The following is a 22,269-nucleotide window of genomic DNA, read 5'->3' as shown; positions in this document are numbered from 1 at the left end:
TATCATCTTTCAAAAAAATGAGGTGAAAAATATTGTTTGCCTACACAATGCGACGATTATTAATGCTCATTCCTGTGCTGGTAGGCATGACATTGATTACATTTTCTATCGTTCATTTAATCCCCGGTAACCCTGCTCAGGTTATTCTTGGTGAAACAGCAACAGCAACTGCCATACAGGATCTTGAGGAAAGTATGGGCTTGAATGAACCCTATCCAATTCAATACGGTGTCTATGTTACGGACTTGCTTCAGGGCGATTTGGGTACGTCGCTCAGATCTAAAGGAGAGATTTCAACTGAAATATTACCCCGTTTAGCAGCCACATTTGAATTAACGTTTTTTGCAATGGTTTTTGCTATTTTCATAGGTGTTAATGCAGGGATTATTAGTGCCTGGAAACAGAATTCCTGGTTTGACTTTCTTGCTATGCTGTTTGCCTTAGTGGGTGTGTCAATGCCCATTTTCTGGCTCGCATTGATGGAACAGTGGGTGTTTGCCCAGGAGCTCGGCTGGCTTCCGGCATATGGACGTGAAAGCAGCAGAGATCCGATGGAACCCATTACATATTTTTACGTGCTGGATTCCCTTCTTCATATGGACTTTGCCAGGACGGTTGAGGTGTTGAAGCATTTAGTTTTGCCGAGCATTGCACTTGGAACGATCCCGATGGCCATTATAGCCCGAATGACAAGGTCCAGCATGCTGGAGGTTATGAATTCAGATTATATCCGTACGGTTCGTGCAAAAGGTTCGGGACAGTTTTTTGTCATTTATAAACATGCGCTGAAAAATGCCATTATACCTGTTTTGACAGTGATTGGGCTGCAGACGGGCGTTCTGCTTGGTGGTGCTATTTTAACCGAGACGATTTTCAGTTGGCCCGGTGTTGGCAGGTATGTATACGAAGCGATCAATTACAGGGATTACCCGGTCATACAGTCGGGCATTCTGGTGATTGCATTTCTGTTTGTTATTATCAACTTAGTTGTTGATTTGCTATATTCTTATATCGATCCAAGAATTAAATATTAGGGGGATTCATATGAGTGTAGAAGAAAAAGATAAACAATCAGAGGAGAATGTAACGAATCCCGCAGAAGCAGATCAACATGCTGATATGGAAAATATGCCGGAAACGTCGCCATGGAAAGATGCATTCAGACAATTACGTAAAAATCGTTTTGCACTTGCAGGTTTAGTCATAATCGTTATTTTTCTTTTAATTGGCATATTCGCTCCATTGTTGACAAGTACCGGCTATGATGACCAGGAACTTGTCAATCGGCTGCAGCCACCTTCTGCCGAACATTGGCTGGGGACAGATGACGTCGGACGGGATATCTTTACCCGGATTGCATATGGATCCAGGATTTCACTTCAGGTAGGCTTTTTTGCGGTTGTCGGCGCGCTGGTATTTGGAACGATACTGGGAATTGTAGCCGGCTACTTTGGGCGATGGGTTGATATGCTTATTTCGCGGATTTTTGATATATTGCTGGCATTTCCGAGTATCCTTCTGGCCATTGCGATTGTTGCCATCCTCGGTGCTTCATTGCAAAATGCGCTGGTTGCGATTGCGATTATTAACATCCCGATATTCGGGCGCCTTGTCCGGTCTAAAGTCATCAGTTTACGCGAGGAAGAATATATTATGGCTGCGAAGGCACAGGGTATGAAAAATGGGCGAATTATTCTCCATCATATATTGCCAAACAGTTTGGCACCAATTATAGTACAGGCTACCCTTGGATTTGGAACCGCCATACTGGACGCAGCGGCTTTAGGTTTTCTAGGACTTGGAGCTCAGCCGCCGACGCCTGAATGGGGTGAGATGCTTGCATCTTCAAGGGATTTCATTCAGCTAGCACCATGGACATTGATCGCGCCTGGCCTTTGTATTATGCTTGTGGTTCTCGGGTTCAACTTGATTGGTGATGGTTTGCGCGATGCGTTGGATCCTAAGATGAAACATTAATTGAGTGATTGGAAGGTAAGGGCGCATCCTTGCCTTTCATACTTTATATAAATCAGGGTTGACCTCTTCCGTAACAGCAGTCTTTTAGTCAGAAAATAGTGTCTTATTATAATTCCTCTCAAAAGACTTGTCTATTTATGATTAAAGTATTATAATATCCTATGTGTCTGAATTAAATATTTACTAAATGCGCTCGTAGCTCAGCTGGATAGAGCACTGGTTTCCGGTACCAGGAGTCGGGGGTTCAAGTCCTCCCGGGCGCGCTACTTTCAAAGAGTTAAAAAACAAAATTGGTCACGAATTGGTCGCCTTTAGTCATCTGAAGCGAATAACCGTTCGTGACCTTTTTTGTTTTATCCCGCATGTAACTGGCAGTAAGCCCCCACCGCGTATACGATGAAGATTAGGTGGGGGATTAACTGCCAGTAAATGTTCGATTCGTTCATCTAACAATCAGTGTGGGGGGGAAGAAAACCTCCCACTGATTGGAGACTCACTTTATAAATGCTGATTCTAAACTTGCTATGGAGATGAGCTGGCTAGCCGTAGCGTTTCCTGAGACAGGTGCAAAAAAGCGGACCGGCTTGTACGTCATATGTGGTAAGGTTATACACCTCCCACTTCTTTTTTAAGGGTGTCCAGTTCGTTAAACGTGTAAACGTGAAAGCCCTCGATACAAAAGTCTGATTCACTTAAGTATGGGGTATAGGCGTTCACCAAAGCGCCCGGGTCATAGCCACGCATCAGCTTCCTCGACAATTTCAGGTTTTTTTTGAGGAAGCGGAGTGAATCAGTGACACCAATACGGGGGGCGATCCGAAGTAATTTGTCCAATTTCACGGGGCCTGGGATGCCCAGATAGCACGGGAGCTGCAGACCGGATGCGCGCTTCTCCTGCAGCCAGGCAAGGACCTGACCGGGATCAAAGCACATTTGTGTCACGGCATAATGGGCATAGGGAGCTTTTGCTGCAAAATCCTGATTAAGTGTGTCTGTATCGATATGCGGGTGGCCTTCAGGATACGCAGGAATACCGATGCGATGCAGCCCGTTTTCGTGTGTGGCTAAAGATTGCAATAATTCAAGGCCATGATGATATGGACCCAGTGGTTTTTCCTGATCACCTCCAACGATAAATATTTCGTGTACATTATGCTCAGCGAGGCGATCAAGCATTGTGATAAGATGTTCTTCACTCCGGATCATCCGTGCTGCAATATGGGGGATAACCTGAGCGAAACGAGGCGCTAATGCGATTGATGTGTCGATTGTAGCGTCGATACCATTCGTCGGTGAACAGGTTATTGTCAACGTGGCATGGGAAGGAAGTGCCGCTATGGCCCTTTCAACGATGCCGTTAGCGGGTATAAGTTCAAAGCGGGGCCCCCCTGTTTGGTTGAACAGAGCCGCTGCAGATTGCTGATCCATCATGGTCATCCCTACTTTCTTTTAAATATGATCATTGTAAGACAAGCCGCAAAACACCTGTAATAGAGCCGTCATGATTTTGTGAATTACTCTAACGATCAGTGGCCAAATTGCCTTAAAAGTGATTCAATTCTCAGGCAGCGAAATATCCGTGCAGCGGGTCTGTCTGCAAACAGACCCGCTGCATCGTATATTATCACGTCTCAAGCTTTCGGCCGGTCTGGGTATAACCCGTCCCGGGATTTTCAGAAACCTTGAACGGCGTTTGCGCAACCTCCGCCGGAACACGCCCGTTGGCATATGGTTCGGGCAGGTGTACTTCAAGCTTGGTCCCAATCATACTGAATAAGTTGGGCAGCATTGCGTAGCCAATGTTGCACCCCTGATTTGGTGAGTAAAAGGCAGAGGTGACATAGCCGACCGGCTCCGAACCGTTTTCCGCGTAAACCATATAGAAATCGGCCGGGTACCAGTCGATCTTTTTGCCGCCGAATTTCACCCCGACAAGCTTTTCAGTGACACCTTCGTTCTTGATACGGGTTAGGGCTTCTTTGCCGATAAAGTGGGATTTGGTCAGGTCCACTTGCCACCCTAAGCCTACTTGGTATGGGCTGGTTTCCTGGTTCATATCCTGTCCATAGGAAAGGATCCCCGCTTCGAGTCGCCGGATATGGCCGGGAGCAATCACTTTTAGATTGTATGGTTCACCCGCCTTGAGGAGAGGATACCAGAACTGTTCGGCATTGGTGCTGACATTATAGAGATAAATCTCAAAGCCTGCTTCACCCGAGAAACCCGTGCGGGACACAATGACGGGACAATCATTCACTTCCCCCTCCATCAACCCGTAGTAAGGAACGTCATGAATGGCCTCGCCAAATAAATCGACCATGAATGATGTTGATTTTGGTCCTTGAATTTGTACGGGGGCCACATCGATTTCGTGTACTGTGCATCAAAGTTTCATGATTTAAGCGCCTGTAGCCACAGCGGACACGTCGCTGTCGGATAAAGAGAACAAACATCTTCGTACGGACGAAGGAGAACCGGGTCATTAAATGATGCCGCCTTCATCATTGCATAAAATAACGTAGCGGGCTTTTCCTGTCTTGACTTTCTCGACCGAGCGCGTGATCACCAGGTCCACCAACTTCGGGGCATCAGGGCCTTTCACCTGGATCTGCCGCTCTACCGCGACATTCCAAAGGGTGACGTGTTCGGTGAGATATTCGTATTCCTTGAGAAGACCGCCCTCCTCCATCGGAATATAGGCACGCGGGTGGTACATGTTGTTGTAAACCGTATAGCACCATGACCCGGCTTCTTCGGAAAGGTGCCAGAATGGAGACTTGCGCACTCTTTGCGATATAAGCATGCGTGAGCCGTTATCTCCGCTTTGACGCAGATTGACTGGAACGTGTCTTTGCACGCCCCCTTCCTGTAAATCATTAGACGTTTTGAACTCTGATAGAGGCTTTCCTTCAATAGCCATACCGATTTCCTCCTCTTTGTTTTAAAGGAATAGACTTCCCATTTTTGTAAAAGGTAAGTTACTGATGATGATCGGCATTTGAATCCGGTACTTGCCACCGGAACCCCAAACGTTCGATCTATCAGAGACTTGATAATAACCCTGACCACCCACAATGCCTAGCTAGTATCAAATTTTGATCAGTCCCGTATCACTGGATTTGTGTATCATACCCCCTTTACATATTAAAAACTGCTGTTTTGCTTCCGAACTGAAAATCAATCGTCTAATTAAGCGCTTACATTAATAGGTAATGATGACATACTCATGCGTTGTTTCCGTCCATCACACAATATCATTAAAGCATGCTGCCAATACGGACTCCCTCGGAAATGGCATCGCTTAGACGTCTTGGTGCAATCGCGTCACCGATCATTTGAACATCAAGCTGCGGATATGCCTGTTTCACTTGCTCGTAAAGCGCATCTTCTGCCGTTTGATACCCAACGAATACCACCAGATCAGCCTTATCTATAAGCCGCTCGTTTCCAGACCAGACGTCATTTAAAAGGAGGTAACCATCCTTTTGTCCTGCAAGTTGTTGGTTTGGTGAAAGGACAACTTGATTTTCGGCAAGCAGACGATACAACTCCGGCTTTTGCATTGCGTCGAGATCCTCACAGACAGACCACAACGGTGTGACTAATTCAACGTGAGAGGCACCGGCATTTGCGGCGAAATTAGCTATACTGGCTCCGCGAAACTTTCCCTCACGATCATAGACCATAACCCGCTCACCTTTTTCAATAGATACGGATTGTTCAAGAATTGCAATATCTGTCACACAACGCGTTGTGACGTCGCCGGCTGCAGCGAGAATGTCTGGATAGGATCCTGTTGCAAGCACAACCTTATCGGGATCCAGTTCGATAAGGCTGTCAGGCGTCACTGCCGTTTTGAGCTGCACATTAACATTTAGCCGCTCGAGTTCCCTTTTAAGCCACTCAATATGTCTGCCATAGTGCGGCCGTTCGGGGGCGGTTACAGCGGCTGTCATTTGTCCCCCAAGCTGATCACCGCGCTCCAAAAGCATGACGTCATGCCCGCGTGCAGCAGCCACACGTGCAGCCTCCATCCCTGCAGGTCCGCCGCCAACGATGAGTATTCGCTGCATATGATCTGCCGGGTTAATATTTTCTAAGGAACTGTCGTTGATTGCAGGGTTAACGGTGCAAATGATGGGCATGCCCATATACAATCTGCCGATGCATCCTTCCGTACAAGCGTTGCACGGGCGGATTTTAGATAGTTCTCCTTCCATTGTTTTTTGAGGCAAATCCGGATCTGCGATAATGGACCGGGTCATACCTACCAGATCACAGTCTTCATTGACCAGGGCATCTTCCGCCTGTTTGGGGTCGAGGATGCGTCCAGCAACCAATACCGGAGCGGAGAGATTTTCTTTCATTCTATGTGCCGCGTGGTTATACGTGCTGCGTGCAAAGGTATCACCTGGAACAACCGCTGATTGGGCAGCATAGGTTGCAGCATTTCCGCCAGAAATATGAAACAGGTCAATGTGGCCCAAACGATCAAGTCTCTCGGCAATCTCGAGCATGTCATCCTGGTCAAGTCCCAAATCGTCTGTAACAGGGTCGCCAGTCATTCTAAAACCAATAATAAAATCATCGGATACGGCCTCAGCGACTGCTTCAATCACCTCTTCGGAAAAACGCATGCGTCCAGTCAAATCACCTCCATAGCGGTCTGTCCGCTTGTTGATGGTTGGGCTCCAGAATTGTTCAATCAAATGCCCTGAAAAAGAGGTGATCTCAATACCATCCCAACCGCAGCGTTCCAGCCTTGCTGCGGCATCAGCAAAGGCATCGATGATCGGCGGTATTTCATCGATACGCAAAACATGTGGTGTTTCACGATGGATCCCTTCTGAAATAGCTGATGGCGCTTGTAAAGGACGGCCGCTAATGGAAGAATCCCCCCGTCTGCCCATGTGGGTGGCTTGAGACATAATCAGCCCGCCGTGAGCATGCACTTTATCTGCAAGGTCTTCTAATAATGGTTCGTTTTCAGGGTCCCATAAACTGACTGAACCATACGAGGCTGAAGAATATTTGTACACACTTGCTGAACCAAAGGCCATAATCAAACCGGCGCCGCCAGCAGCCTTGCGTTCAAGGTAGTCAACATGGCGTTTGTTTAATAAACCTGAATCAAACCCTGGCGCATGAGCGGTTGATACTATCCGGTTTTTCACTTCGCGGCGGCCAATCTGAAAGGGGCTGAACAAATTCTGAAAATCCTTTCTTACACTTGCTGAGTGACCCGTATTCATTGATTTTACCTCCCTTGGAAAGTTGGCTTCTGAACAAACGCTTCGGAAACATTTTTTATCCCCATCGGCGAAATAGTGAGCGATTACATAATAGCTTAAAAGCTGTCTGGCATTGGATTGTTTAAATGATGCACAGAAATTTATCACAATGTTTTCAAAATTAAATACTTTATTTAAAGCGAATTTATTAGAAACTCATATTGATGTCAAGATATGATTTTAAAAATTTTTGAGCAATTGCTTTAAGCGCTCTTGCTGCCTTGCAGAAGAGCCGTGCACACGATACCGGGTATCAAATTTAAAGATAACAGTCATCAATTTTAATCATTTTACCTGATTATGGCTACCGCCTATGATGTAAGTAACAAGCATAAGAACTAACCCAATGAATATTTTGTAAAGGGGGAACCTAAAAGAGAAATATCTCATCTCAAAAAACTGTTGTTATGAAGCAGTTATTTTTAAGGAGGAATATGAATGGCAGTAGCTAACAGAGCTGTAGCTTATAAGAAGCCTGGAGTAGTAGAGGTTGAATCAATTGATTTTCCAGAGCTTGTATTAAAAGACGGTCCTGGTGTTCATCCCCTTAATGTAGGAAGAAAATGTGAACACGGGGTCATTTTAAAGGTTGTCACAACCAATATTTGCGGAAGTGACCAGCATATGGTTCGAGGTCGAACAACTGCCCCATCCGGACTTATACTCGGTCACGAAATTACAGGTGAGGTTGTGGAAACAGGTCGGGATGTTGAATTTATTAAAAAAGGTGATTTAGTTTCAGTTCCGTTTAATATTGCTTGTGGACGTTGCCCAAGCTGCCGGAGACAAGATACCCATATTTGTGAAAATGTTAATCCTGATCGTCCTGGATCTGCGTATGGCTATGTGGATATGGGGGGCTGGGTAGGCGGCCAGTCTGAATATGTCATGGTGCCGTATGCCGATTTTCAGCTGTTGAAATTCCCTGATAAAGACCAGGCAATGGATAAAATTCTGGATTTGACCATGCTGTCGGATATTTTCCCAACCGGTTATCATGGTGCGGTAAGTGCCGGCGTAAAACCCGGATCAACGGTTTATGTTGCAGGTGCAGGTCCCGTTGGATTGGCCGCTGCTCATTCCGCACAACTTTTAGGAGCATCGGTGGTTGTTGTTGGGGATATGATTGAAGAACGTTTGGCACAGGCGAGAAGCTTCGGGTGTGAGACTGTAAATCTCCGGGAACACGATGATCTTGGAGAACAGCTTGAGCAAATATTAGGTATTCCCGAAGTAGATTGTGCGATTGATGCGGTCGGTTTCGAGGCAAGTGGACACGGAGAAGGTGGAGGAGAAGCGCCAGCTGCAGTGTTGAACTCGATTATGGGGGCGACCAGAGCAGGCGGACGTTTGGGAATTCCAGGTTTATATGTCACCGGGGACCCTGGGGCAGAAGATAAAGATGCCAAAGAAGGTACATTGAAAATTCGCTTTGGTCTGGGATTCGCCAAAGCACATACATTTGTAACGGGCCAAACACCAGTTATGCGCTATCACAGAGATTTAATGAAAGCCATTTTAAACGATAAGGCACAAATTGCAAAAGCTGTCAACGCGACAGTGATTTCACTGGATGAGGCACCAGAGGGCTATAAACAATTTGATGACGGCGTATCGCGGAAATTTGTTATTGACCCTCACGGATTACTAAAGTAATTTTTTTCAATAAATTACTGATTATTTAAACATTGGAGGAATGAAATCATGAGCAAAGTGAATTTGGAATTAGCAAAACAGCTAATTGATGGTGCTGAAAAAGAATCACAAAAAATTGGCGTCAACATGGTCATTACGGTTTTGGATGAAGGCGGAAACCTGATTGCCACTCACCGTATGGATGATGCCTGGCTTGCAAGTATTGATATTGCTCAAAATAAAGCTTGGACCTCAGTTGCCCTAAAGATGTCAACTTCCAGCTTGGCTGAAGCCACTGTGCCTAAAGCAGAGCTATATGGACTTAATACAACTAATAATGGAAGAATTGTCGTATTCGGTGGTGGTATCCCGCTTATTCAAGACGGAAAGGTTGTCGGAGCAGTTGGTGTGAGTGGAAGTTCAGTTGACCATGATTGTCAAGTAGCTCAAGCGGCTGTAGATGTTTTTGAAAGCACAAACGTTGGTGCCGGACAATAATACGGGTAAAAGGGCTGAGAAGGGTTCGATAGGCCTTCTCAGCCCTTTTGGCAAGTAATAAAATTAGAAACCTGCTGGTGACTCGGTGTTACGGTGCAAATTAAGGAATCATAAAATGACCCCATCTATTTCTGCACAGATAATTGTCTCGATGAAAGTGCATTAAAAATTGGTTCAATAGTCTGATGGTAATCATTATTTGTATATTCATTTATAGTTTCAATGAATTTTTCCATCGTGTTGTTTAAATAGGCGTCTGCCCGACGAATAAATACAGTTGTAATATTACTGAAATGACTTGGAATTTCATGGCATTGAATCGCCCCCATCCATTCTAAATGATAAACGGTTGATCGCGGGAAAAGACTAATTCCGAGACCAGATATGACACTTCCCAAAATGGTTTCCAATGTACCGAACTCCATAATCTTAGCGTTAACTATTCCCTCTTCACGAAGCCAACCTTCTAGTCGGTCCCGGTAACTGCAACCCGAATTGAAAACCAAAAGGGGTTTATTTTTTAAATCGTTAAAGGTAATTTCTTGATTATCGGATATTAATACTAATTTTTCCTGGAAAACTTCAACTTGCTCAATATCAGAACGGGTACCAAATCCAGTAACAAATGCACCATCAAGCTTATATTGTAATACTTGATTGATAAGTTCTTCTGTGACACCAGTTCGAAGTGACAAATCAACGTTGGGATAATTTCTGTGATAGGCAGATAAAATTGTTGGCAATTTCATAACCGTTTCAACCGTCCCGATTTCAAGGCTACCTGAAGGGCTATCCGAATCCTGGAAATCTTCGGTCATATTTTCCAGTATGGATAAAATTTTTTCTGTGTACACTAAAAGCTTTTTCCCTTCGGAGTTTAACGTGGTTCCTCGGCTGTGGCGATGAAATAGTTGTGTTTCCAAATTTGATTCCAATGACTTTATTCGAGCAGTTATATGCGATTGAACATAGCTTAGTTCATCTGCCGCTTTACTAATACTGCCATTTCGAGCAACACTTTGAAAAATAAGCAAGTCTTTGATTTCCATTTGCAACCCTCCCGCAGTAATTCCAACTTATCTGGCTTCAGAGTTTAGCAACCAGTGGGATCCTTCATCTGCCGACGTTGGGACTGAACGATAATCTTTTCCAGTTACCTCCATTCAGTTTGCATGATATAAGCCATCTTTTTTAATCATTTTACAAGATGGTTATACCATTTTACAATAATTTCAAACATTTAAATAATAACAAAAATAAAGGTTGTGATTTATTTATATTAGAATGGCTTGAAAAAATTCTTTTTTGGAAAAGCAATTGGGAATTTAGAGTAGAAGTAATGGATATTTCATTTAATTATCAACGGTACAGGAAGAATGCGAATAAATGAATATTCTTTTGGCGATTTAAATTTTATTAATGTGTTTAGCATTATTAACCCAATTTTATACTGAAGATGTTGTGTCGAGGGGTACTTTTGATATATGAGGATGGCAGAAAAATAGTAATTACTTTGTAACCGATTACTTTATTTGGTGTGTAAAAGAAAAAAACGAGGAGGATTATGATGACGAAACATTATGATGTGATTGTTGCTGGTGCTGGTTCAATGGGAATGGCTGCTGGATATTATTTGGCCAGACAAGGTGTTAACGTTTTACTTGTAGATGCCTTTGATCCGCCACACGATCAAGGAAGCCACTATGGTGACACTCGAATTATACGACACGCATACGGAGAAGGAAGAGAATATGTTCCATTGGCGCTTCGTTCCCAAGTTTTGTGGGATGAGCTGGAAAAAAAGACGCACCATAAAATATTCATGCAATCTGGTGCTATGGGTTTCGGATTAAAAGGGAATGCGCCATTTATTGATGAAGCGATTGCCAGCGGAAAAGAGTATAATTTGGATGTTGAACATTTTACTGGCTCGGAGTTAATGGCGCAATTTCCGGGGCTGCAAGTTCCAAATGATTATGAAGCCTTCTATGAGCCGAATTCAGGATTCTTGTTTAGCGAAAATTGTATCAAGGCTTACCGGGAACTGGCAGAATATCATGGAGCTGAACTTTCTGTAAACGATCCAGTTCAGGATATTGAGGCGTATGATGATTCTGTAAAGGTAAATACAGACAAAGGTTCTTCTTTTACTTCGGATAAGTTAATTATTAGTGCAGGGTCCTGGAGTGGGAAATTGGCTTCTAAAGTTGGTCTTGACCTGCCATTAGTTCCGTCTCGTCAACCGGTCGCCTGGTTTGAAGCGAACGAATCATTGTTTAATGCGAATACCTTCCCTGCCTTAATGGTAGAAGTTCCAAACAGCAGCACCCGAGCGATATATTATGGATTTCCAACCTTTGGCGGGTGCGGTGTAAAAGTGGGAAGACATGAATATGTTGATACGGCCGATCCGGATACAATGAATCGGGAATTTGGATCGAACAAGAATGATGAAGGTCATATACGGGAGTTCCTGGATCAATTCATGCCTGAAGCATCGGGAGCTTTGAAAAAGGGTGTTATTTGTTTGTACACACGGACTCCGGATGGTCACTTTATTATTGATAAACATCCGAAACACGCGCATATTTCCATTGCTGCCGGGTTCTCGGGACATGGATTTAAGTTTGCCAGTGTAGTAGGGGAGGTTTTATCACAACTATCCATTTCCGGGGAAACGGATCATGATATTTCTATTTTTCGGTTAAATCGACCTAGTCTGGGGGCATCAACGGTCGAAAAAAATTAAGGTAAGAGAATTTGTACACAAAAAAGAATTGTGATCATTGGTGACTGCCTTGTTAGCACCAGAAGCTTTGGAAAATGTAATCCTATATTAGTTTTTTATGATAACGGCATACTCCGGATCGCCAGGAGGTCTCCTGTCTACACAAAATATTGACTTTTGAAAGGAGGTATGGTGAGAAAATTTGAATCATTTTTTAATATAGAATGGTCGTTTTTCATGAGCCAATGATGATGTGTCCCGGGGGAACTTATGTGGGGATAGGCTGAAACAAGAATGACTATATTCTATTGTAAAAGGGGACTATTTATGTTTAGAATACTAAAGATTGCTGGTGCTGTTATTGGGGTTATAATAGGGGCTGGTTATGCCTCAGGGCAAAGTGTTACAGTATTTCACAAGTTTCGGATATAGAGGTACTTATGCAGCAATTTTAGCAACCGCAAAGAAGGATTTGTGGTACTTGAAGTATCTGAAATGAATTAAGTTAAAAAGATTAAGTGTATTTAGTAAACGATTTCTTGCTTTCTGATAGTCAATAGGATATAATAAAAATGAAACATACGTTCCTTGCTAATGAGGTGTCCACATTGGCCAAAAGAACATCCCCAACGTTTGTGTTAACCCTTGAATTAGACCATCATCCAAGAATGTTTTCGGTTATCACTGATGAATTGGAAATTTGCCGGGTCATATATAATACCGTTCTTGGTGAATACTTGAAACGTGATAAACAATGAAATGGAAAGGCATATAAGCGATTCATTCGCCACTGCATGGCGTCAATAAGAAATTGGCAAAAGATGACCATGATGTCTCGCTTATTGACGAAAAGCAAATAATCAATCAAAAACTTCACCTTTTAAGAAAAAAATATGGACTGACCGAGTTTGCTTCACACGCCGTGGTAAAGCCTATCGTCAGCACTTCCATAATAAAGTGAATGCAAGCTGTTGCGGCAAAAAAACAGCCTCCCGTGCCTGGCTGGCATTCAGTAAAAACTATTTGGCAAGGCCAAACATATTCGCTTTGTTCGAAAAGGGGAAATGGAAAGTTTTGAAGGGAAAACCAACACGACAGGCTGGCGATTTATAGATGATTTCTCGTTATAAAGATTTGACAACGCCACTGAAATCAAAAAAGAACGATGCCTATGCTTCTGAAATCCTTCATCATTTGGATCAACAAACACCCTTCTCCTATACAATCATATCAGACGGAAAAGAGAAAACGGTACAAGACCGATACCGGGTAAAATTTGTGCGTATTGTTCAAAAAGAAATAAGAGGGTGCATACGCTATTTTGCTGATTTGGTTATCAGCGGGTATCCGCCATCCAAAATCAGAAAGCTTGGAAAAGGAAATGTTGGGCTGGATATTGGCACATCAACCCTGGCTGTGTCATCATTAACAAAAGCTGCCTTATTCAATTTAGCCGAACAGGTTCAAGAAAATATCACGTCAAATTCGACTGATCAAAGGAAAATGGATCGTTCGAAACGGCGACAAACCCGCAAAATTTCAATAGAGATGGCAACGATCAAATTAAGGAAAGAAAACCTGGGTATTTTCCAATCATTATCGGAAGTATCGTGTAAGATAAAAGAATTGCATCGGCAAACAAGCAGTGATTCGAAAATTATCCCACCGTACTTTAGCAAACGAACTTCTCACGCTTGGCGATCACTTTTATACGGAAACCATGTATTTTAAAGCCCTGCAAAAACGAAAGCAGAGTACTGAAACATCCGGGAAAACTGGAAAGTATATACGAAAGAAACGTTTTGGAAAAACACTCGGCCATCGGGCACCGGCCATGTTTATCACCATACTGCGTGAAAAAGTGATACGCCTCGGCGGCACCTTTGCAGAAGTGAATACTCAGAAGTTCAAAGCCAGCCAGTACTGTCATGTTAAAAATATATACAGCAAAAAGCCGCTGTCTCAGCGCTGGCATGTGATTGATGACAATACAAAGGTACAACGTGATTTATCCCCGCCTAACGGCAGCAAGACCCCACTTCAATATACAATTAAATAAGAAAGACTGTTGGGCCAGCTGCCCGTAAAGGTCCGATCTGTCAACTAACATTCAGCGGTAAGAACCGCACGCTGAAATGAAGTTTCACTTTATATCAGCCTTCTTATTTGATGAATGCCAAATAAGTCAGGAACCAGACCAGATCGAAGCAAATGTAAGGAAACCTTTCCATTGTTTAAAAAGTTGCATGACCAGGCAATACGGGCTATTGTAAACGGCAAAAGAATGATTTTAAATTCGGGAATCAGTGTGAAAAACTAATGCAACACATATGGCGGTGTGATACCACCGGCTTGTGAAAGTCAAAGATGCGGTCCGTAATGGCAGCAGAGCTGCTTTGGCCGTGAAAAGTCTGAAGGAAATGTCCCCAGTATCCCGAACAACCCTAAATGCCGAGCACATGCAAAATGTGTCCTGTGGCTGCCGGTCGGAAGAAGGACAATGGATCAGACCCACTGCTTTAGCTGTGGGAGTATCAGTAATGATCATTCTTATCTATGCCTTTTAAATTAAAACGATCTGAGCAAAAAAATGAATTGAAAAAGGAAAAAATAAATTAAAGAAAAGGGCTCTTCGCCATTTAGGATTGAAAAACTAGCCTAATAGCAACATGTTAAGTCTAAAATAAAAGGTAATCATCTAATTGTATAGTGAAGAATTGTTGGAAAGTATAAAAACTAACAGTCCCGCAAAATTGTAATTTCAAGGTCCTTTTTGCCTAATAACTCTATTAATAACCGCTTCCAACCATTCCCGAAGCGGAGACCCTATTCCAGAAGACTGCTCATCCCCCTACTCATTCCTACAATCGAAATGAACTCTGAAAAAGTGGCGTCTTTCAGGAAAAAATATTTTTTATTTTCACGCCCCCAAATCCGTAAATATTTCGATTGTAGGGGTAGAAGGAGGGTGTTTACGATTTTCATAAACAATGGTCTTCCAGCTGTCTGCATTAAAAAGAATCGTCATTTAGAATGATAAGTGGCCGGTGGTTCAAGTATCTATATCCATACCCCAATCGCAAGCAGCAACCCAAACGCCCAATGGTGCCAGGCAGCCCATTTCATGCCGTTCTGCTCATCAGTGCGCGGAGCTCCTTTCCGAAACGACCAGCGCAGGCGTGCAGCAAAAGGTATGGCCAACACAATCACGATGGCTGATTTCGGTATAATGTTTCCGAGTATTAGACTTATGATTGTCAGGTAGGCAAGCGTCAGCAGGGCAGTCAGCAAATTTACTGCTCGCGTACGGCCGAGCAGTGTTGCAAGTGTATTGCGGAAACGATGGTCCTTATCAATATCCCGTATATTGTTTGTCAGAATCATCGAAGCAATCACCAAAGCAAATGGGAGAGAGACGGCTGCGATCGTAAAGTCCAGCGTATTTTCTTGCACAACGTAGCTTAGTATCGTGACAACCGGTCCAAGAAATGTGAAGGCAACCGTTTCACCCAAGCCGATGGAACATAACGGACGCGGCCCGGCTGAATAGAGGTAGCCGAATATAATGCCGGCGACGCCAACAGGAATAATCCACCAGGTGCTCTGCGACGCGAGCCAAGCGCCAATCACAATCGCAATCCCGATTATGGTAAAGGCGAGATAGGGTACCATATGATGTGGCGGGCCGTGCGCGATATGCAAGTCAGTTGTCCATTTAGCCTGATCCTGCCCATGCTTAAAATCATAATAATCATTAAACAGATTGGTTGCGGATTGGATTAAAAGTGCTGCAATCAGCATTCCCAGAAACACTTCAACTCGGATACCACCTTGAATGAAAGCCATCCCTGTGCCAACTAAGATGGGGGTTATGGTACCGGTCAGGGTCATCGGGCGAAACAATTGCACCCATGAAGCCCGGTAATAATAGATTTTCTCTTTATGATTGACTGCAGACTGTAACATGACAGCTCATCCCCTTTGTTCTTTATAATAAAACCATTAAACTAATAAGTGCGATAAATCCGGCAACCTCAACTGATTCCAGCAACGCGATTTTGGCTAGAGCTTTTAACAGGGGTGTTTTATCACCGGAATCCGCTTGCTGCCATAATGCAATATGTGATAATACTTTGATGGATTGCTTATATCCAACAAAAACGCCCCATATGAGTGTTATGACCCCAATGATGAGAGCGCTCACCCAAATATTACCGTAACGTGTATCCCAAATGTCACTCCATTCACTTATCGGGCCGAATACAGTGCCGAGCATTATCCCGGTAAGAATCACCCCGGCCCCTGCAGCCGTCAGGAATTTATGTGACCATTGCATGAGCGCAAGTAACATTTGCCGTTGCCGGATGAAACTCATTTGAAGTACAGCTGGATAAACACCCCAGCCAATGAACAAAATTCCGCCAACCCAGATAATGGCAAGCAAAATATGAATGACCAAAAGTACTTGACGCAGTTCCCATGGCATGATTGATCACCAGCTTTGTTTATTTGATTCTATTGTATAACGTGGAGAAATTCCGGGATGTGACATATATCACGAAATTCTAAGGGATGGTATTTTTTGAGCGTGAGTTTTTGTCTGTTTTGTGGCAAAATGGAACTAGTCAGGAATTAGGGGGAGATTCATCATGCGGCAGGCAATGGTTCAGGAACAGACATTACAGCTGAAAATGAATCAGTCACTTATTCAGTCTATTCAATTGCTGCAATTTACCGGTGTGGAAATCGTTGAGTATATACAAGAAATCTCCAAAGAAAACCCTTTAATTGAAGAAGTTAATTTTGACTATGAGATAAGCAGTTTTAAGCAAGGCAATTCGAATGACGTGTCAATTGGTGAAATGAATCAGGCCGAATTAACCATGTACGAGCAACTGAAAAGTCAGCTTTATGCCATCAGCGTTCCCGATAATTTGCGGGAGGCTGTCCATTTCGGAATCGACTCACTGAATGAGGACGGCTATTTGGATATCGATGTGGTGTCCTGGGCGGAACAATGTCATATGACGATGGATGAGGCAGATGAAGCATTAGGGTTAATTCAGCAGCTCGAACCTGCCGGGATTGGGGCACGGACGCTCCAGGAATGTATTCAGTTGCAGCTGCCGGATTATGGCGCCTTTTTAGAGGAACTCCTGGCAGATCATTTGGATTGGGTGGCTGAGGAAGACATTTCGCAAATCAGTGATCATTTTCAGCTGTCAGAAGATGAAGCAGCGGAAGTATTAAAACAAATCCAAGCCTGTCACCCTAAGCCGGGTCAGCTTTTATCCGCGAAAAAGACAGAATATATCATTCCGGAAGCCTACATCTATGAGGAAGGACGGCGACTGGAAAATTTCCTTTTATAAATGGCATTCACCAACAATCGAAGTCAGCGAGTCTTATAAGAACCTTCAAGTTGATGACAAACAGGCTGCTGATTTTTTAAAAGAAAAATACAATCAGGTCAACTGGCTGCAGCAGGCCATTAAATTCCGGGGCAATACGCTTGAGAATGTGATTGAAAAAATGGTTGAGAAACAACGTATGTATTTTGAACATGGAACGTTTATGCTCCAGCCATTAACCTTAAAGGAAATTGCTGGCGAGCTGGATATGCACATATCCACCGTCAGCAGGGCCATTTCCAATAAATATATCCAGACAAAACACGGCGTTATTCCACTGCGTTTCTTTCTTCAACCCGGTATCAAACAGAAGGATGGTCAGGCGACAGCTTCTTTTGTCATTAAGCAATTAATGATGGAATTAATCAAAAATGAAAATAAACAAAAACCGCTTTCAGATCAGGCTATCAAAAATCAGCTGCAGCAAGAATTCGGTATCAACGCTGCCCGCCGAACGGTGATGAAATATCGTGAGCAATTAGGAATCGCCGCGTCAACAAAACGAAAACGGGATAGTGGAGGAAAATGAATGCGACACATTATTTTTTATACAAAAGAAAACTGTTCTTTATGTGATGATGCACTTGCTACGCTCGAACTATTGCGTCATGATTACCCGTTTGAAATAGAAAAAAGAGATATTCATACAAAAGATGAGTGGCTGGAAAAATATCAATTGCAGATTCCCGTTGTCCAAATCAATGATACAACACTTAACTGCGAACAAATCAGCTACGATGCACTGGAACAAGCACTCCGCAAAGCCAGCCATTAAGCCCGTTGCTAAATTACTTTTTAAAAGGCTCCTTTCGTAAGCTTTGTGGTTTTTAACCTCGTAATTGATATAATTTTCGACGTACTGAAAAATTCGTGTGCATTAATATCGCTCCGGAAATACGCTGTTATTGACGTTCTGCATATTGAATGTTTAAAACCACGAAAAAGTTAGCGGGTTTTCTCTCGCTTGGACAGAACACAACACTAAGCTGCGGTGAAATGCGACACTCCTGCGGGAAAGGAACAGTCTGAAGACCCCGCAGCGAGCGGTTTTTGCGAGCGAGGAGGCTGAAGCGTTCCCCGCGGAAAGGGAGTATTTTTCCGCAGCGACGGACGAGCACCCAAATCCCGATAGAATTGTGTCGCAGTTGATGACTCTGCGGCAAGAACAACAAATCTTTAGAAAACAGCCTTAAAAAAACAATTTATTTGTAATAAAAACGGATGTAGATAAATAATAAATGTAAGGGAACAGCAATTCGATATAATTTTTTTGCCCGCCTGTGGGACAGATTTTATTTCTCCGGGACAAAATGCGTCCAGAACAAGGAGCTTTTTCATGCAAGAATTGGTTGATATACAAAAGAGATTGTACCCTGATCTGCTGGAAGTTATGCGGCAGCGTTATGTTCTCATGCAGAATGTTGAACACCTTCAGCCGGTTGGCAGGCGTGCTTTGGCTGCCAGTATGAACTTACTGAACGGCATGTGCGCGGTGAAGTGATGTCCTTTCCAGGCAAGGGGTTAATCGATATGTCATCAAAAGGAATGCAATTGACGAAAGAGGGAAAATTAGTCATTGATCAATTAGCAGCTTATATGCATGAGATCATGGGAATTGCCGTGTTTAGAAAAAACGATGAAGGAAACATACAACTGGAACAATATTATAATCGTTCCCGTAATAGTGATGAGCAGGAAATGGTAAAAACAAGAAATGGAAAAGCTTGTGTATCCTTTACCAGGAAAATGTTTCATCGGACAGTACAATTGCCGTACAGGCGGAACAACGATGGCCGCAGTCGCTGAGATGATGAGCCCCTTTTGATAATACGACCTGCTTTGGTCCAGCGAGGGTATCGGTGAAAAAGAGGAAGAAACCAGGCTAATACGATTGCTGCTAAGATGGCAAGACAGGCAAACGGCGATTACCGGCTGCTTTACGTTCCCCGGATATTAAGTGAGTCATCGTACCAAAACAAATGAAAAGAACCTGCTGTTATTGAGATCCTGCAAGATCATCAAGGTTCGGACATTGTTCTGCATGCGATCGGTGATGCGATTACGATGGCAAAGCGGCGCAAAAACGTCGAAATGACGTTATTGACATTTGAAGAAGGAAAAAGCTGTCAGTGAAGCATTCGGTATTATTTCAAATGCTGCCGTGAGGTTGTCATAAAGTCAAAGACAATGGTATCCATCTTGATGATTTATCTGAAAGCAAATCATTCTGTGATTACAGTGGCCGGGAAGTCAAAAGGCACAAGCGATCACATCTTATTTCAAACAAGGCAGAAGCAATCTTTAATAACCGATGAGGCAGCTGCAAAAACGATTTAGGGATAACGCTTCCCTTTAAATAAAAATAATGATATATTTTATTAGGAGGAATAAATACATGGCACTGAAAATGGGTATTAACGGATGTGTCGTATTGACCGCAACGTTTTCCGTCAGGCGCTGAAAAATGATGAGGTAGAAGTTGTTGCTGTCAACGACCTGACTGATGCCGACATGCTTGCACACTTGTTAAAGTACGATTCCGTTCATGGGCAATTGAAGAAGAAGTGACGGTAAAAATGGCTCAAAAACCTTGTTGTTGGCGGAAGGAAAATTCCAAGCTTTCAGAACGCGACCTGCTGATCTTGGCTGGTGATCTGGTGTGGAAATCGTCATCGAATCCACCGGGCGTTTACTCAGCGATGATGCGAAGAAAACATCTTGATGCAGTGCGAAGAAAGTCGTATCTCAGCACCGGCTAAGCAGGAAGACCTGACAATGGTGATGGGTGTCAACGAAACAGATTATGATCCAAGCAAGCACCACATTGTTTCCAATGCATCATGTACGACAAACTCCATTGCACCACTCGTTAAAGTATTGAATGATAAATTTGGCGTAAACGCGGTTTGATGACAACCGTGCACTCTATACGAATGATCAGCAGATTTTGACTTGCCCGCATAAAGACTACGCCGTGCCCCGCGCAAGCAGCACAGAATATCATCCAACAACGACCGGTGCTGCGAAGTTGTCGGCAAAGTCATTCCTGAATTAGACGGGAAACTGAACGGAAATGCCGTTCGTGTACCGACACCGGATGGCTCATTGATTGATTTCACCGCTGAACTGGAAAATAACGTAACACGCGAAGAAGTCAATGAAGCATATAAAGCTGCTGCAGAAGAAGAAGGTCTGAAAGGAATCGTCGGTTACACAGAAGATCCGATCGTATCCAGTGATATCGTAGGCAATACGTACTCATCACTGTTTGATGCCCAGTCAACCATGATTATGGAAGACAATATGGTGAAAGTTGTATCCTGGTATGATAACGAAATGGGCTACTCTGCCCGCTGTGTTGACTTGGCTGTTTATATCAGCAAACAAGGCTAATAATAGAGTGTCGTTTAGGGGGAGGGGTTATATCCCTCTCCTTTTCCACTTTGAACGCCTATAAAATATAAAATGTAATGAGGCAAGGCTGCTGGCTTTTGCAGCTATACATATTTGTTAAGCAGGAGGTTTTGGCATGGACAAAAAAACACTTCATGACCTTAATGCAGAAAATAAAAAAGTGTTTTGCCGGGTGGATTTTAACGTGCCGATGAAGAATGGTGAAGTGACGGATGATACGCGTATCAGGGCCGCATTGCCGACCATCGAATACTTGTCGGAAAACGGGGCAACCGTTATTTTGGCAAGTCATCTCGGCCGTCCTAAAGGTGAAGTGGTTGAATCGTTACGCCTTGATCCGGTGGCTGAGCGGTTAAGTAACCTGCTCGGACAAGAAGTTGTTAAAACGGATGCGGTTTACGGGAAAGAAGTCAATGAAGCTCTTTCACAAGTCAGTAATGGTGATATCATATTAATCGAGAATGTTCGCTTTGATCCGGGTGAAGAAAAGAATGCGTCTGAACTGGTACAGGCATTTGCGGATATGGCTGATTTTTACGTTAATGATGCGTTTGGTGCGGCACATCGGGCGCATGCATCGACAACAGGGATAGCAGAGAAATTGCCTGCCGCGGCCGGGTTTTTAATGGAAAAAGAAATTGAAGTTCTCGGCAAAGCATTGGAAAACCCTGAAAGACCGTTTACAGCGATCATTGGCGGTGCCAAGGTCAAAGATAAAATCAATGTCATCGACCATTTGCTGGACAAGGTTGACAATTTAATCATTGGCGGTGGTCTTGCTTATACGTTTGTCAAAGCGCAAGGGCATGAGATTGGCAAATCACTGCTGGAAGAAGACAAACTCGATCTGGCCAAAGAATTTATGCAAAAAGCGAAAGATAAAGGTGTTCATTTTGTAATGCCGGAAGATGCCGTTGTGGCGGATGATTTTTCAGAAGATGCCAACACCAAAATAGTTGATATTAAAGAAATCCCTTCAGACTGGGAGGCGCTGGACATCGGACCGGCCACGCGGGAAAAATATGACCAGATTGTCAAAGACTCTAAATTAATTATCTGGAATGGTCCGATGGGCGTGTTTGAATATAACGCTTTTGCCGGTGGAACGCGAGAGGTGGCCGAAAGCCTGGCCAATACAGAAGGGTATACGGTGATTGGCGGCGGTGATTCGGCTGCCGCAGTGGAGAAATTCGGTTTTGCCGAAGATATGGATCATGTTTCAACAGGTGGCGGCGCTTCCCTTGAATTTATGGAAGGAAAAGTACTGCCGGGTGTCCAAGCGCTTAATGATAAATAATTTTGGAGAGGGTGATAT

The 22,269-nt window shown here is 43.6% G+C and carries 18 protein-coding genes, 1 tRNA gene and 3 pseudogenes; 15 read left to right on the top strand and 7 right to left on the bottom strand.

From position 1 onward, the window contains the following. Nucleotides 1-32 precede the first annotated feature (32 nt). The 3 genes from Len3610_RS10095 to Len3610_RS10085 all read left to right on the top strand — a co-directional run bounded on the left by Len3610_RS10095 (nucleotide 33) and on the right by Len3610_RS10085 (nucleotide 2,240). Nucleotides 33-1,034, top strand: a complete 1,002-nt coding sequence (locus Len3610_RS10095; protein ID WP_176447832.1) for an ABC transporter permease — start codon at nucleotides 33-35, stop codon at nucleotides 1,032-1,034. A gap of 85 nt (nucleotides 1,035-1,119) precedes the next feature. Further along, complete coding sequence (locus Len3610_RS10090; protein WP_176449623.1) at nucleotides 1,120-1,977, top strand: ABC transporter permease; 858 nt, start codon at nucleotides 1,120-1,122, stop codon at nucleotides 1,975-1,977. A gap of 189 nt (nucleotides 1,978-2,166) precedes the next feature. After that, nucleotides 2,167-2,240 (top strand) — tRNA-Arg (locus Len3610_RS10085). Nucleotides 2,241-2,583: 343 nt separating this feature from the next. Here the strand turns inward: Len3610_RS10085 and Len3610_RS10080 are convergent. The 4 genes and pseudogenes from Len3610_RS10080 to Len3610_RS10070 form a co-directional block, all read right to left on the bottom strand. Further along, nucleotides 2,584-3,408 carry a methylenetetrahydrofolate reductase gene (locus tag Len3610_RS10080; protein WP_176447831.1) on the bottom strand — a complete coding sequence of 275 codons (825 nt, stop codon included), beginning with the start codon at nucleotides 3,406-3,408 and terminating at the stop codon, nucleotides 2,584-2,586. 193 nt (nucleotides 3,409-3,601) lie between these two features. Next, the gene (locus Len3610_RS20890; protein ID WP_255259894.1) at nucleotides 3,602-3,856 is read right to left on the bottom strand and encodes a glycine cleavage T C-terminal barrel domain-containing protein; all 255 of its coding nucleotides are present in this window, start codon (nucleotides 3,854-3,856) and stop codon (nucleotides 3,602-3,604) included. A 147-nt stretch (nucleotides 3,857-4,003) separates the two neighbouring features. Next, nucleotides 4,004-4,693: pseudogene (locus Len3610_RS20885) on the bottom strand (hypothetical protein); the annotation flags it as partial. A 541-nt stretch (nucleotides 4,694-5,234) separates the two neighbouring features. Next, the gene (locus Len3610_RS10070; protein ID WP_176447830.1) at nucleotides 5,235-7,229 is read right to left on the bottom strand and encodes an oxidoreductase; all 1,995 of its coding nucleotides are present in this window, start codon (nucleotides 7,227-7,229) and stop codon (nucleotides 5,235-5,237) included. Between the two features lie 477 nt (nucleotides 7,230-7,706). Here Len3610_RS10070 and fdhA point away from each other — a divergent pair, with 477 nt between their 5' ends. Together fdhA and Len3610_RS10060 are read left to right on the top strand one after the other, a co-directional pair. Next, nucleotides 7,707-8,924 carry a formaldehyde dehydrogenase, glutathione-independent gene (gene fdhA, locus Len3610_RS10065; RefSeq protein ID WP_176447829.1) on the top strand — a complete coding sequence of 406 codons (1,218 nt, stop codon included), beginning with the start codon at nucleotides 7,707-7,709 and terminating at the stop codon, nucleotides 8,922-8,924. Between the two features lie 48 nt (nucleotides 8,925-8,972). After that, a complete protein-coding gene (locus Len3610_RS10060; RefSeq protein ID WP_176447828.1) occupies nucleotides 8,973-9,401 on the top strand; it encodes a GlcG/HbpS family heme-binding protein in 429 nt (142 codons plus the stop codon). Nucleotides 9,402-9,526: 125 nt separating this feature from the next. Here the strand turns inward: Len3610_RS10060 and Len3610_RS10055 are convergent, their stop codons facing one another. Further along, a complete protein-coding gene (locus Len3610_RS10055; protein ID WP_176447827.1) occupies nucleotides 9,527-10,450 on the bottom strand; it encodes a LysR family transcriptional regulator in 924 nt (307 codons plus the stop codon). 515 nt (nucleotides 10,451-10,965) lie between these two features. Here Len3610_RS10055 and solA point away from each other — a divergent pair. The 4 genes from solA to Len3610_RS10035 all read left to right on the top strand — a co-directional run bounded on the left by solA (nucleotide 10,966) and on the right by Len3610_RS10035 (nucleotide 14,188). After that, nucleotides 10,966-12,150, top strand: a complete 1,185-nt coding sequence (solA, locus tag Len3610_RS10050) for an N-methyl-L-tryptophan oxidase (protein ID WP_369693663.1) — start codon at nucleotides 10,966-10,968, stop codon at nucleotides 12,148-12,150. Between the two features lie 551 nt (nucleotides 12,151-12,701). Continuing rightward, nucleotides 12,702-12,887, top strand: a complete 186-nt coding sequence (locus Len3610_RS10045) for a hypothetical protein (RefSeq protein WP_176447826.1) — start codon at nucleotides 12,702-12,704, stop codon at nucleotides 12,885-12,887. A gap of 355 nt (nucleotides 12,888-13,242) precedes the next feature. Then, nucleotides 13,243-13,860, top strand: coding sequence for a hypothetical protein (locus tag Len3610_RS10040; RefSeq protein ID WP_176447825.1), 618 nt, complete (start codon nucleotides 13,243-13,245; stop codon nucleotides 13,858-13,860). Beyond that, a complete protein-coding gene (locus Len3610_RS10035) occupies nucleotides 13,850-14,188 on the top strand; it encodes a hypothetical protein (RefSeq protein WP_176447824.1) in 339 nt (112 codons plus the stop codon). The genes Len3610_RS10040 and Len3610_RS10035 overlap by 11 nt, the downstream gene beginning before the upstream one ends. Before the next feature lie 1,001 nt (nucleotides 14,189-15,189). On the opposite strand, the gene Len3610_RS10030 is transcribed toward Len3610_RS10035, so the two are convergent. Next, nucleotides 15,190-16,095, bottom strand: a complete 906-nt coding sequence (locus tag Len3610_RS10030; RefSeq protein ID WP_176447823.1) for a prenyltransferase — start codon at nucleotides 16,093-16,095, stop codon at nucleotides 15,190-15,192. A 22-nt stretch (nucleotides 16,096-16,117) separates the two neighbouring features. Next, on the bottom strand, nucleotides 16,118-16,615 hold the full coding sequence (locus Len3610_RS10025; protein ID WP_176447822.1) for a hypothetical protein: 498 nt from the start codon (nucleotides 16,613-16,615) through the stop codon (nucleotides 16,118-16,120). Nucleotides 16,616-16,778: 163 nt separating this feature from the next. Between Len3610_RS10025 and Len3610_RS20880 the strand changes: the two genes are divergently transcribed. The 6 genes and pseudogenes from Len3610_RS20880 (at nucleotide 16,779) to pgk (ending at nucleotide 22,251) form a co-directional block, all read left to right on the top strand. Beyond that, nucleotides 16,779-17,501, top strand: a complete 723-nt coding sequence (locus Len3610_RS20880; RefSeq protein WP_255259866.1) for an RNA polymerase factor sigma-54 — start codon at nucleotides 16,779-16,781, stop codon at nucleotides 17,499-17,501. Then, nucleotides 17,464-18,069: an RNA polymerase factor sigma-54 gene (locus Len3610_RS20875; RefSeq protein ID WP_255259865.1), complete on the top strand. Its 606-nt coding sequence runs from the start codon at nucleotides 17,464-17,466 to the stop codon at nucleotides 18,067-18,069. Before Len3610_RS20880 ends, Len3610_RS20875 begins: the two co-directional genes overlap by 38 nt. After that, nucleotides 18,070-18,315, top strand: coding sequence for a glutaredoxin family protein (locus Len3610_RS10015; RefSeq protein WP_176447821.1), 246 nt, complete (start codon nucleotides 18,070-18,072; stop codon nucleotides 18,313-18,315). A gap of 561 nt (nucleotides 18,316-18,876) precedes the next feature. Then, nucleotides 18,877-19,346 (top strand): annotated as a pseudogene (locus Len3610_RS21800) (hypothetical protein). Between the two features lie 589 nt (nucleotides 19,347-19,935). Then, a pseudogene (gene gap / locus Len3610_RS09995) lies at nucleotides 19,936-20,933 on the top strand (type I glyceraldehyde-3-phosphate dehydrogenase). A gap of 136 nt (nucleotides 20,934-21,069) precedes the next feature. After that, on the top strand, nucleotides 21,070-22,251 hold the full coding sequence (pgk, locus tag Len3610_RS09990) for a phosphoglycerate kinase (RefSeq protein ID WP_176447818.1): 1,182 nt from the start codon (nucleotides 21,070-21,072) through the stop codon (nucleotides 22,249-22,251). Nucleotides 22,252-22,269: the final 18 nt, after the last annotated feature.

Origin of the sequence: Lentibacillus sp. CBA3610 (assembly GCF_013373365.1) — a bacterium.
Taxonomy (GTDB): domain Bacteria; phylum Bacillota; class Bacilli; order Bacillales; family Amphibacillaceae; genus Lentibacillus.
The sequence above is the reverse complement of the archived record's forward strand: the minus strand, read 5'-3'. Positions and strand labels throughout refer to the sequence as shown.